Here is a 13,245-nt window from a genome sequence, read left to right as displayed (position 1 = left end):
AACTGTATATTTGAAAGCATAACCCTGTTCTTGAGTTTCACTTCAACATTGGAAAATTTTACAGAATGCGATTTTTACTCTTACTACTTTTTGGATTACCTTCTTTCTGTTCGACTTTTGGCTCAGAGGCAAACTTTACCTTCACCTACCTAAAACCTACAGATAAAGTTATTTCCTTTGCGGATTCGCTCTCTGTATTGTATGACCATGAAGGAAAATACAACATTGATGAAATCCTACAAATGCCCCCTTCGGCATTTACCAAGCCCGATTTTGAAGACGAAAATACCTTTCCCCTTATTCTATGGTCGTCCTTCCAACTACAAAATAAAAGCTCAAAAACGTGGAATGCCTATCTCGATTTTTGCAACAATGCGGATTCTGTCTGGGTTTACACATTTGAAAGTGGACACATCATCGATGAAGATTTTACAGGCGCAGTCTTAAAGCCTTATGCAAAAGAACTACCCTCCCCCAAAAACTACCTCTTCATCAGTTTGGACAAAGGCAAGACAAAAACCTATTACTGCAAAATACGCTTCAATAAATGGATAGCCCCCGTACACCAAACCCATGTTTTCATTCACCCTACAAAAGAAACCTTACACATCATCACAGAACGCTATACATGGCATTCTTTTTATGCAGGTATTATGTTGCTTTTTTGTCTGGTAAGCACCTTTCTATTTTTCATTTTTCGTGAAAGCATTTTTCTCTATTTTGCTATGTTGATGTTTTCGTTTGGAGTATATTTTCCTCGAATGAATGATGTAGTAGAAGTATTTTTAAGCCATCCTTTGCTGAATGACTTTGTTTTACACAAACACATCATTATTTCGAGCATTGTACTATCTCTATTTTTGTTCATTACTCATTTCATTGATTTAAAAAAACGTTGGACAAGCTACCACACTTTATTCGCTATCTATACGGGTCTAACTGTGGTCTGTCCTCACATTTGTAGATGGCTCATTGCGGACTCTCTTTTGGCTGTGCAAATCACAAACCTCACAATACTTATTTGGTCTATTTTAGGCATCATTCCCATTATTCGTTTCAGTTTGAAACAATATCCACAGGCACGTATTTTACTGATTTCCATAGCTATTCTCTTTTTGGGTAGTATCATCAGCCTCTTAGGAGCAATGAGAATACTACCAGATATATGGATTGTCAGGTATGGCATTCAAATCGGACTTATTTTGTTTTCAGGTATCTTATTCTATGCTTTGTTTGATAGAATCACCACTATCAAATCCGAGAAAATGCATTTTGAAGAACTTGACCATTTGAAATCTCGCTTTTTTGCCAATATCAGCCACGAATTCAGAACGCCACTTACTCTGGTCATGGGACCGATTCAGCAAGTACTTGACAAGCAACAAAATGAAACAGACAAAAACTTACTGAATGTAGCACACCACAATGCCCAACGCCTATTGCAGCTCATCAATCAACTCCTTGATTTGTCCAAATTAGAGGCAGGAAAGATGGAATTGAAGGCAAAACCCTTGAACTTTGTAAAATTATTGAAAGGAATCACCATGTCTTTTGAGTCTTTGGCCGTCCGAAAAAACATCCAACTTCATTTTATCAACCAAGGAGCAACATCCTTTTTATATTTGGACAAAGACAAGGTAGAAAAAATCTTTTACAACCTCTTATCCAATGCCTTCAAATTCACGCCAGAACAAGGAGAAATAACAGTAGCGATTGCAGAACAAAAAAATCATTTAGAAATCTCAATAAAAGACAATGGCATTGGTATTTCAGCTTCAAGATTGCCTTTTATTTTCAACCGTTTTTTTCAAGTAGATAGCTCCGAAACCCGTGAACAAGAAGGAACAGGAATTGGCTTGGCACTCGTCAAAGAATTGGTTCAATTGCACAAGGGTAAAATTGAAGTCCAAAGCGAAGAAGGCGAAGGAACTACTTTCACCCTTCAATTTCCCAAAGGAAAAGCCCACTTAAAAGAAAGTGATATAGATGAAGCTGGCTCTACTTCAATGGAAGCCAATGTTTTGACTTCCATTGAAATACTTCAAGACTCTAATATCACGCTTCAACCATATTCAAAAGACAGCAACAAAAAGTCAAAAAAATTGCCTATTGTATTGGTGATTGAAGACAATCCCGATGTCAGAGCCTACATTAGACAATACTTGGTGGCATCTTTTCAGGTTTTAGAAGCCGTCAATGGACAAGAGGGAATTGACAAAGCCTTAGAACATCTGCCCGATTTGGTCATCAGTGATGTGATGATGCCCAAAAAAAATGGCTACGAAGTGTGTCGCACCTTGAAAACCAATGAACGCACCAGTCACATTCCAGTGATTTTATTAACTGCAAAAGCTGCTCAGGAAGAAAAATTGCAGGGATTGGAAACAGGGGCAGACGATTATCTAGTCAAGCCATTTGACACCAAAGAACTCGAAGTAAGGGTTCGCAACCTAATAGAATTGCGACATATACTGCGAAAGCGTTTTTCGGAAGCTCCTACCATCGAACCAGAAGCCATACAAACCAACTCGGTCGATAAAGCATTCCTCGAAAAAGTATGTTCAATTGTTGAAGCCCATTTGGGCGATGAACAATTTGGGGCGGAAGTGCTTGCCTCCTCTGTCAACATGAGCCGAGTACACCTCAACCGCAAACTAAAAGCACTTACCGACGAAACTGCCAACAAATTTATTCGTTCTTTTCGCCTTCAAAAAGCAATGAAAATGCTCCAACAGCAAGAGGGTAATGTATCTGAGGTTGCCTTCGAAACAGGCTTTGGTAGTACCGCTTATTTTGTGAAATGTTTTAGAGAAAAATATGGACAAACACCTGGGACGCTTTTGAATGAATAGAACATATGGAAAATCAGTTCTTTATGGAAATAATTTTGTAGAGTTATCTTTGAAGTCTTCCTAATTGTGCTGAGAAACCAATCTCCTATTCCCTTTTTGGTGATAAAACACTATTTTTAAAAGCAGAATAACCGCTTGATTATAAACCCCATTCGTAGCGAAATATCATCATAAAAGGAATAGCCAACCTATTCTTCCTACCAAAACTGCCACCACTTCTTTTTAGGCATCCCCATAAAAATCCCATTTTCTCGCACTTCAACAGGATAGGTCTGCACATAAAAACCTTCTCCATCAGTATTTTTACCTGTCTCCAAGTCAAAACAAAATCGGTGGTAAGGACACACAATATCTCCATCCCCATTGAGCCAACCTTGCGTGAGCAATGCCCCCGCATGAGGACATCTTTGCTCTCCTGCATAATAACTGCCTTTGAAGTAGGTCAAATACAAACGTTTGCCATCAATGCTTATTTCTGCAATGCTATTTTCTGCAACAAAGGGCTTGTTATCCTTCGGGATTCCTGCAATTTTGATCCATTCTACATCCATCTTCAATAAAAATATATTTACTTATAAACTTTGGATAGAAACCAAATGTTTTAAGGGCATGTTTAATTTCATACAGCAGTTATTTAAAAAACAGGAAACTTCCAATGTTCCTTTCGTCCAAGAAATCATTGTGCGAAGCGATGAAGAGCAAGCCGCTTATCAATATTGGAAGCTCGAAGATCAAAAGGATCACCTATTAGATTTTTTGGCGACACAAATGAAATCTTCAGACCAAAGTATTTTGTTGAAACTGAATAGTCCTAAAAGTCAAGGGTTTATTTTGAAGTACAAAACTGTGGAAGACCATACGAGTTTTGAAGCCTTCCGCCATTTGTTCGATTATTTGAAAGAGCAAACCCTACAACTCAACTATGTGAAATATATGTCGGATGTGAAAAACTTCGTACGAAAAACACACGTAGAAACAATCGAAAGACATTATTTGAAGCCTCGATTTTCGTTTGATGAACAAACTGGATTGGCCGACCAACAGTATGGAAATGTTTTGATTGAGCATTTATTACACAATGAAAAATCTATCCAAATTAAATTTGTATGCAATGTGTATAATGACAGAAAATGGACAAAGGTTTTAAGTTTTGAAGACCTAATGAAAAAAATCTTACTCTAAATAGTCTTACATTTATAAAAACAGGCGCACTTTTTGATATTATAATAGAATGTGCAAGAGACAATTAATACAATCTCCTAAAAAACAATTGATTACATTATTTTTAGGTTCTTTGTTTTTTCTTCAACTTATTCTTTTTTTTATTGAGAAAAAACATTAACTTGCATTTAAACAACATTTTTGTTGTATTTTCATTCATTTTTTTTCAAAGATGCTATAAATATAAAAATTCTCTACCCCTATGTTAAAACAGAAACTAAACCAATCGCTGCAACAAAAATTGTCGCCTCAACAAATTCAATTGATGAAATTGTTGCAGGTTCCTACTGCATCTTTGGAGCAACGTATCAAAGAAGAGTTGGAAATCAATCCAGCGTTGGAAGAAAACGACTTTGAAGAAGAAGATGACATGGATAAGCTGATGGGGGGCGAATCTGCAAAGGACGAAAAAAAGGAAGAGGAGGAAGATTACGATCCAATGGAAGACGTGGATTTGAGTGATTATTTGACCGACGATGATGTAGCATCCTACAAACTGCGAGATGAAAGCTATGGTTCGGATCTCGATGAAGAAAATAAAAGTATCCCCATTCCTGTAATCAGCACCTTTCACGAACACTTGACAAAGCAATTGGGAATGGTGACACTAGACGAGAGGGGATTTACAATTGCGAATCAAATCATTGGAAGCATAGATGATGACGGGTATCTGCGTCGTGAATTGGAAGCGATTGTTGACGATTTATCTTTTTCTCAGAACATTGAAGCACAGGAAGATGAGGTAGAAAAAATTATTAAGGTTATCCAAAATTTTGAGCCAGCAGGTGTGTGTGCGAGAGATTTACAGGAGTGTCTATTGATTCAAATTCGTCGAAAAAGTAAACAGAATGATAATAAATACTTAGAAATTGCAGAGGATGTATTAGAAAATCACTTTGAGGAATTTGCTAAAAAACATTATCCAAAATTGATTAAAAGTCTTTCTATTACCAACAACGATTTGAAAGAGGCAGTAGAAGAAATATTGAAGCTCAATCCCAAACCAGGAGGGACATACTCTAATAGTGCAAAACCTGAAAACTACATTATTCCAGATTTTATCATCAACAATGACAATGGCGATCTTTTACTACGCCTTAATTCTCGGAATGCACCCGATTTGAGAATCAGCGATAGCTACAAAGATATGCTAAAATCTTATTCTAAAACAAAGAAAAAAAGCAAGAAACAGAAAGATGCAGTTTTGTTCATCAAGCAAAAAATAGATGCTGCAAAATGGTTCATTGATGCCATCCGACAACGACAACAAACGATGCTCAAAACCATGCAAACCATCTTGGATTACCAATATGAGTATTTCTTAACAGGTGATGAAACAAAGCTTCGCCCAATGATTTTGAAAGACATAGCTGAAATTACAGCCTTGGATATTTCGACCATTTCTAGGGTGTCAAACAGCAAATATGTCCAAACAGAATTTGGTACGTTCAAACTTAAATCTTTCTTTTCGGAATCTCTGCAGACAGATAGCGGAGAGGAGGTATCAACTAGAGAGGTAAAGAAAATCCTCCAAGATTTCATTGACAACGAAAACAAACGCAAGCCACTTTCTGACCAAAAACTAACCGAAGAGCTAGTTTTGTTAGGATACAATATTGCACGTAGAACTGTTGCCAAATACCGAGAACAACTGAATATCCCAGTTGCTCGATTGCGAAGGCAGTTGTAAGACATCTATGGTGAACTATCCATCAACCGTACTAAAAAACGGGCATCGGGAATTTGCTGAAAAATTACCTTTATCAATACCAACAGCGGAACTGACAAAATCATGCCCGTAATTCCCCAAAGATAGCCCCAAAACACCAAGCCCAAGATGATAACCACAGTATTGATAGATAGACTATTGCCCATCAAAAGTGGGTCTACCACATTGCCTAATACAAACTGAATGGCGATGAGCAGAAATCCAAATAAAATCAATGCTTCATATGCTTCAATCTGAATCCAGCCCAACAATAAAGGTGGAGCAGTCGCAACAATTGAACCGACCGTTGGAACAAAATTGAGAATGAACGCCAAAAATCCCCAGAAAATGGCAAAGTCAACCCCAAAAATCAAGCAAAGCAGCCAATAACCCAAACCCGTTCCAAGACTTACCCAAAATTTGACCTTCATATAAGTAGTGATAGATGCCTGAACATCTTCGTAAGCTCTCAACAAAGTACCCTCAAACTGACTGTCTTTTTCGAGGTAAAGAATGTAGGGCTTGTAATTGAGAATCCCACCCAATATCATCAACAAATACAACAAAGTCATGAACAACAGGCTGGTAAAATCACCAATAATGGTCGCAAAAGTACCAGAAGAACGAATCAACCAATCTAAAGAAATGAATTTTTGAAGTGCCACCACAACGCCACCCGAATGTATCCCCGTTTCAAAACCAGTCATTTCTTCAATATCATGAAGAATCGGATGTAGTTTTACCTCCAACTGCACCAACAACCTATCTTGTTCTGCAATAATCGCCCAACCTGTTTGGTAAATAATCTGACCAACCATAGTAAAAAGAAACCCCAAAAACAACATCACCACAACAACACTCAGGCTAAAAGGAATCCTTCTTTCCTGTAGCCACACCAAAGAAGGACGCAGTAAAATGCCAAGAAATAAAGCCAACACCAAGGGAATCAACAAACTTGCCAACTCTTTCACGATGTAAACACCAATGATAGCTACTAGGATAAACAACGCATTTCTAATAAGTCGCACATCTCTTTCCATGGTCAATCTCAATAGTGAATTTTGAAAGAAAATAGATTCTTTGAAAAATCTACGACTTGAGGCTTCGGAAGTTTGTCGCTTAAAAAATCAAGAAATAATTACGCCAAAAATTAATCCCTTATAAAATGAAACTTCCAAGTCGTACATTACCTGAATGCAAGAAGTACAATACTCCAACTTCAGTGTATCTCATTTTGAATTTGAAATTTGAACTTGCTCAATATGCTCCACAATATTCCTAAAAATCTGCAATCCTTCTCCATCCTCCGACACATCAGGATTCTCTCGCTTCAATCTGCCCCAATCAGGATGATTGTAAAAACTCAAAAACGCTTCGGGATGCGGCATCAAGCCAAAAACTTGCCCACTTGAATCGGTCAAACCCGCACAATTCAAGGCAGCACCATTGGGATTCAAAGGATATTCGTTGGTAGGATTCCCTTCTGCGTCACAGTAGGTCAAACAATTCAAACCTTGCTCCAAAATCTGCTTTTCAACAGCTTTGTCCTTCAAAATCAACTTACCTTCCCCATGTCGCACAGGTACTGCAAACTGCTTGATGCCCTTCAAAAAAGGCGTATGTGTGTTCTCGCTAACCCTGCAATGCACCCATCGGTCTTCGTATTTACCCGAATTGTTGTGCGTCAAAGTCACTTCCTGCTCGACCTCCCCTGCAATGTTGGGCAACAAACCCATTTTGACCAAGACCTGAAACCCATTGCAGATACCCATGACATACTTACCATTCGCCAAAAAACGTTTCAATTCATCCAACAACGTATTGCCAGAATCCAACTTTTTATACTTAATTTTGTTAGCCAAGACTTTGCCAGAAGAAATGTCGTCACCAAACGAAAAACCTCCAGGGAAATTCACAATGTCAAAATCATGAATATTGAAGCCCTTGATTAAAATATCATTGAGATGAACAATAGTCGCTTCGGCACCCGCCAACTTATAAGCGGCAGCCAACTCTTCTTCGCAGTTGATGCCAAAGCCTGTAATGATGAGAGATTGAACTGTTTTCATACATGCAAAGTTAAGTAAAAAGACAAGTACATCTGTTAGATTTCTGAAAATCTAACGCATCTAAATAAATCCCCCAATATGAAAAAAATCAGCTTCCACCTGTTCAAGTCTCCAGACTTGAACAACACCCTTACTGAGAGTGTCCACACTCTCCACGTAACAGTAGCAAAAGTCTGGAGACTTTCTACAAGGTTTTCGCTCAAGTTTGGAAACTTGAACGGGCATTTGGGTCTTTATTTGTGGATAATTCTTTTTTATACTCTATTCCTATTCAAAACTACCCCACTCTCCGCCCAAACCGAATGGACAGCCTTCACCGACTCCACCAACAATTTTTCGTCTCCAAGAGCCACCGACCTAAATAAAGACGGGGTATTGGACATTGTAGTAGGTGGAGGATTAGAGGATTTTGCACGCAGCCAAAGCGTCAGCGCATTTGATGGCAAAACAGGTAATGTTCTTTGGCGGGTCAGCGCACGCAATCAAATGTTTGGAAGTGCTTTGTTTGGCGACATCACAGGCGATGAAGTCGATGATGTATTCATTGCAGGACGAGATGCAGAACTCATTGCAGTCAATGGCGCAACGGGCGAGGTGATTTGGGAGTTCTTTCCTCAAGGCGACACCGAAAGTGCAGCCGAAGCAGGACTCTACAATTTTTACACCTGTCAATGGATTCCCGACCAAAACAACGATGGCATTCGTGACCTGCTCACCGCCAATGGAGGCGACAAATTTGCCACACCTTTGGATTTAGACCGTCCAACTGGAAACATCATGGTCGTCAGTGGATTAGATGGCTCACAAATAGCCAAAGTTCCCGTTCCAGATGGCAAAGAAACCTACCTCTCCCCTTTAGTGCATGACTTTCTCGGCAATGGCAATTTGGAGGTGATTTTTGGTTCGGGAGGCGAAACCATTGAAGGTTCACTTTGGCGGGTGTCTTTGGCGGATGTGCTGAATGAAGATTTGAGCAATGCCGTAGCCTTGGTCAGCAACAACCGCAAAGGCTACATTCCGCCGCCAAGTTTAGCAGATATGAATGGCGACGGTGTTCACGACATTATCGTGGCAGGTTATGGCGAAAAAATAACCGCAATCAGTGGCAAAGACAACAGCATTTTGTGGGAAAATGGCATTGACAAAACCGAAACCGTTGCCTCCCCTGCAATGGGTCAATTCACCAACGATACCATTCCCGATATTTTTACCATTGTAGGAGAAGGAATTGCGCCCGTATTTTTGCGCTTCATTGCCTTAATGATAGACGGCAAAACGGGTGAAATTTTGGAGCAAGATACGCTGGCGGGTTGGAGCATCATTTCACCTTTGGCGGTGGACTTCAATGGTGACGGCAAAGACGAAGCGGTGTTTTGTGTCAACAAAAACTTTGCACAAGGCGCACCTTTTCAAAGTCAATGGAAAATGTGGGATTTCCAAACTTCAACGGTCAGCGACCTCACTTCCCTTCAATCTGGTACCAACCTCGGCTCTACGGCTTGGATAGGTGACTTGGAAAACGATGGTTTACTGGATTTTGTGTATTCACAACACAGCAACAGCAGTGCGGTCAAACCCGACAAAGGTTTTTTCCTCCGCCGCAAAAACCTCTCTGCAACGACTCCCGAACACATCGCATGGGGTGCCTATATGGGTACGGACTTCAATGGAGTTTATACGCAACCCATCAAAACCGACATTGAAGCACCCCCTACTTGGGCCGAAAATATCCACATTTTTCCCAACCCCAACCGCCAATTTTTTCGAGTGGAGGCGGAATTGCCCAAAAACCTGAGTGCCATGATTCGATTGTACAATTTGAAGGGGGAACTGCTCTATGAGCGAAAAATGAAGAAAGGCAAGTTTCAAGAAGTGATTGATACCAAGGATTTTGCCGTTGGGGTGTATTTGTTGGAGGTGAAAACGGAGAATGGAACTTGGACGGAGAAAGTGGTGGTGAAATAAGGCAGGGATTTTATGGACAAAGGAACAAGTAAGAAGCATTGATTGTTAAGAAAACAATAAATAGTACCTACATGGCTATCAAAAAACATGAAAACGAACTTCAAATATTGATTGAAAAAATTTCACATATCGTCCAATCTGCCAAGAAAAATATTGTTAGCAACATCAATGAAGAAATGTTGACAAGTTATTGGGAAATAGGCAATCTGATTCACAAAAAAGAAAAAGATGATTCCAACCAAACGATTGATGTGATTACCGAACTCGCCCAAAAACTAACCATATTTCTCGGGAAGGGTTTCACGAGAAGTAGCTTGACCTATATGCGGCAATTGTATCTCAAATATCCCGATGGAATCAGTGCTTCCAGTTATTTGAGTTGGTCGCACTACATTGAGTTGTTGAAGATTGACGATGAATTGGAAAGGGGATTTTATGAAAATCAGACCATCAATGATAAATGGTCAGTGAGAGAATTGAGGCGACAAAGAAACAGTGCATTGTTTCAAAGATTGGCTCTCAGTCGAGATAAGGAAGGTATTTTGGCTTTGGCAAGAGAGGGGCAGATATTGCGAAACGAGGAAGACATCAAAAAAGACCCTTTGATTTTGGAGTTTTTGAACATTCCAGAAAAAACTCGTTACAGCGAAAGGGAACTTGAAGCAAGAATTATTGACAACCTTCAACACTTTCTTTTGGAGTTGGGAAAGGGATTTGCGTTCATTGCCAATCAATACAGAATTACCCTAAACAACAATCATTTTTATGTAGATTTGGTATTTTACCACCGAATCTTGAAATGCTTTGTGTTGATTGATTTGAAAATTGGTGAAGCCAAACACCAAGATGTAGGGCAAATGAATATGTATCTCAACTACTTCAAAAAGGAAGAAAACATGACCGATGACAATCCTCCTATCGGCATTATATTGGCAGCCGCCAAAGACGAAATTATGATTGAATACGCCACTGGAGGGCTTTCCAACAAGGTTTTTGTCTCAAAATACCAAACTTATCTACCCGATAAAGCACTGCTTCAAGAAAGGGTGCAAGAGATTTTAGATATGGAGGAAAATGAGGAAAAATAGGTGGTGTTTGAGTTTGTGCAACGCGTCACACAAACATAAATAACATAAATTGAACTAAATATACTGTTTTTTTTTCAAAATATAAACTTTCATTTTGTTCTACAAAACATATTATTTTAGGCAGTTTCAAACGAGTAGAAAACTGAACTTTCTAAAATCTTGGTTTGAAATGAACTATGTAAAGTTATTTTTGAAGCATTCCTAAGCTATTTTCTCATTCCCAATCACACGATTTACTTATTTCTTTCGTTACTAAGCCAATAACCCCACAATTGTCATTTTCCCGAAAAACCGCTTATCCCGAAAAGCATTATATTTGTAACTGGTTTTCAACTATAAAATAGTTCACCCCAAAAAATATTTTCCAATGAAAAGACTCCTCCTATTGCTATTGGTGTGCTTTGCTTGCACCTCTGCAAATGCTCAGATTTTAGACCCTGTATCGTGGTCTTTTGAGCAAACAAAATTAGACAATGGCGACTACCAACTCAACTTTACCGCACAGATGGAAGTAGGTTGGGTGATTTATTCGCAGTTCATTGAAGAAGGCGGCCCAGTGCCGACCTCTTTTCACTTTGAGTCCATGGATGGCATCGAATTGATTGACGCACAGCCGAGAGAGATTGGCGATTACAAAAAAGAAGGTTTTGATCCGTTTTTTGAAATGGACTTGGTGAAATACGGCAATGAAGTGGTTTTCCAGCAAAACATTCGATTGGACGCACCGAATACGCCTGTGGTGGGGCATGTGCGGTTTATGACCTGCAACGACGAATCTTGCTTGCCGCCCAAAGATGTGGAATTTGCCTTCAATGCTGCACCAAATAGCGGTGATGAAGACCGTGGAGCAACGCCGTGGGGCATTTTCATTGCAGGATTTTTGGGTGGATTGTTGGCTTTGTTGACTCCATGTGTGTTTCCGATGATTCCGCTGACGGTGAGTTTTTTCACCAAACAAAGCAAAACCCGTGCAAAGGGCATCATCAATGCGCTGATTTATGCCTTGTCCATCATCGTTATTTACGTGGGTTTGGGGTTTTTGGTGACGATTTTGTTTGGGCCCGCCATTTTGCACAGCCTTTCGACCGACCCGTGGGTGAACATTGGTTTTTTTGTCATTTTTGTACTGTTTGCCTTCTCCTTTTTTGGTTTTTATGAGTTGCGCCTACCGAGTTGGCTCATCAATCAATCGGATCAAGCAAGCGACAAAGGTGGATTGTTGGGCATTTTTTTCATGGCTTTCACACTTTCTTTGGTGTCTTTTTCTTGCACAGGGCCGATTATCGGCACTTTGCTTGTTGAAGCCGCTATAGGAGGCAGTACGATTGGACCCGTGTTGGGCATGACGGGTTTTGCAGTCGCTTTGGCTCTGCCTTTTGCTTTGTTTGCCGCTTTTCCTGGATGGCTCAATTCTTTGCCCCGTTCGGGCGGATGGCTGAATACGGTGAAGGTGTTGTTGGGTTTTTTGGAGATTGCTTTGGCATTCAAATTCTTGTCGAATGCAGATTTGGTAGAGCAATGGGGCTTATTGAAGCGGGAAACTTTTTTGTTGGTTTGGATTGTGACCGCTGTTTTGATGGGGTTTTACCTACTCGGCAAAATCAAATTTCCACACGATAGCCCGCTTCAAAAACTGTCTTTTCGTAGAATCGGAACGGCAATAGCCTGTTTTGCTTTTGCAGCTTATTTGGTGCCAGGTATGTTTTGTCAGCCTTTGGACTTGGTCAGCGGATTTCCGCCACCGATTACGTACAGTTATGCTTGTGGCAATCAAGGGAGTCACTGCCCGCATGAGTTGGCTTGTGAACACAGTTATGAGGAGGCTCTGGAGATTGCGAAACAAGAGAACAAACCACTTTTGCTGGACTTTACAGGTTGGGCGTGTGCTAGTTGCAGAAGAATGGAGGAAACGGTTTGGAACCAAACGGGGGTAATCGAAAAACTGCAAAATGATTTTGTGATTGCATCACTATATGTAGATGAAAATTTGCCTTTACCTTTGTCTGAACAATTTGAATATGAAAACAGCAAAGGACAAATAGTGAAAGTGACCAGTGTGGGTGAAAAATGGCAGCACTTTCAGGAAAGTTGCTTCGATAGAAATTCTCAACCTTATTATGTGTTGATGGATGCCGATGCTCAACTATTGAAGGCTGAGGGCAGGGGTTATACTTCAAAAGAAGATTTTCAGGAGTTTTTGGAATCGGGTTTGGATAATTTTGAGAACGGTGTGATTGAAGGAGAAATGAAATGCCGTGAGAAAGTCGGAGATGCTGCTATGGGCGTTTCGTCTTCTAAAAGTTTCTAATTTTTTTGTACTGTTCACCACTATATTTTTAGCT

The 13,245-nt window shown here is 39.9% G+C and carries 9 protein-coding genes; 6 read left to right on the top strand and 3 right to left on the bottom strand.

What is annotated here, in order from left to right; translation table 11 throughout:
* Window positions 1-65: 65 nt before the first annotated feature.
* A complete protein-coding gene (locus R3E32_20905) occupies window positions 66-2,852 on the top strand; it encodes an ATP-binding protein (protein ID MEZ4887204.1) in 2,787 nt (928 codons plus the stop codon).
* Between the two features lie 197 nt (window positions 2,853-3,049).
* On the opposite strand, the gene R3E32_20900 is transcribed toward R3E32_20905, so the two are convergent.
* Entirely contained in the window at window positions 3,050-3,403 is a 354-nt protein-coding gene (locus tag R3E32_20900; protein MEZ4887203.1) for a Rieske 2Fe-2S domain-containing protein, read from the bottom strand.
* A gap of 58 nt (window positions 3,404-3,461) precedes the next feature.
* Here R3E32_20900 and R3E32_20895 point away from each other — a divergent pair, with 58 nt between their 5' ends.
* Complete coding sequence (locus R3E32_20895; GenBank protein MEZ4887202.1) at window positions 3,462-4,034, top strand: hypothetical protein; 573 nt, start codon at window positions 3,462-3,464, stop codon at window positions 4,032-4,034.
* 241 nt (window positions 4,035-4,275) lie between these two features.
* On the top strand, window positions 4,276-5,763 hold the full coding sequence (rpoN, locus tag R3E32_20890; GenBank protein MEZ4887201.1) for an RNA polymerase factor sigma-54: 1,488 nt from the start codon (window positions 4,276-4,278) through the stop codon (window positions 5,761-5,763).
* A gap of 5 nt (window positions 5,764-5,768) precedes the next feature.
* Here rpoN and R3E32_20885 read toward each other — a convergent pair whose 3' ends face one another.
* Together R3E32_20885 and R3E32_20880 are read right to left on the bottom strand one after the other, a co-directional pair.
* Window positions 5,769-6,821 (bottom strand): AI-2E family transporter, encoded by a 1,053-nt coding sequence (locus R3E32_20885; GenBank protein MEZ4887200.1) that lies wholly within the window; start codon window positions 6,819-6,821, stop codon window positions 5,769-5,771.
* A 189-nt stretch (window positions 6,822-7,010) separates the two neighbouring features.
* The gene (locus R3E32_20880) at window positions 7,011-7,850 is read right to left on the bottom strand and encodes a phosphoribosylformylglycinamidine synthase subunit PurQ (GenBank protein MEZ4887199.1); all 840 of its coding nucleotides are present in this window, start codon (window positions 7,848-7,850) and stop codon (window positions 7,011-7,013) included.
* 78 nt (window positions 7,851-7,928) lie between these two features.
* Here R3E32_20880 and R3E32_20875 point away from each other — a divergent pair, with 78 nt between their 5' ends.
* The 3 genes from R3E32_20875 to R3E32_20865 all read left to right on the top strand — a co-directional run bounded on the left by R3E32_20875 (window position 7,929) and on the right by R3E32_20865 (window position 13,211).
* Window positions 7,929-9,815, top strand: a complete 1,887-nt coding sequence (locus R3E32_20875; protein MEZ4887198.1) for a T9SS type A sorting domain-containing protein — start codon at window positions 7,929-7,931, stop codon at window positions 9,813-9,815.
* 71 nt (window positions 9,816-9,886) lie between these two features.
* The gene (locus R3E32_20870; GenBank protein ID MEZ4887197.1) at window positions 9,887-10,903 is read left to right on the top strand and encodes a PDDEXK nuclease domain-containing protein; all 1,017 of its coding nucleotides are present in this window, start codon (window positions 9,887-9,889) and stop codon (window positions 10,901-10,903) included.
* 367 nt (window positions 10,904-11,270) lie between these two features.
* The gene (locus R3E32_20865; protein MEZ4887196.1) at window positions 11,271-13,211 is read left to right on the top strand and encodes a cytochrome c biogenesis protein CcdA; all 1,941 of its coding nucleotides are present in this window, start codon (window positions 11,271-11,273) and stop codon (window positions 13,209-13,211) included.
* Window positions 13,212-13,245: the final 34 nt, after the last annotated feature.

The organism is Chitinophagales bacterium (genome assembly GCA_041392475.1).
Classification (GTDB): Bacteria; Bacteroidota; Bacteroidia; order Chitinophagales; family UBA2359; genus JAUHXA01.
The sequence above is the reverse complement of the archived record's forward strand: the minus strand, read 5'-3'. Positions and strand labels throughout refer to the sequence as shown.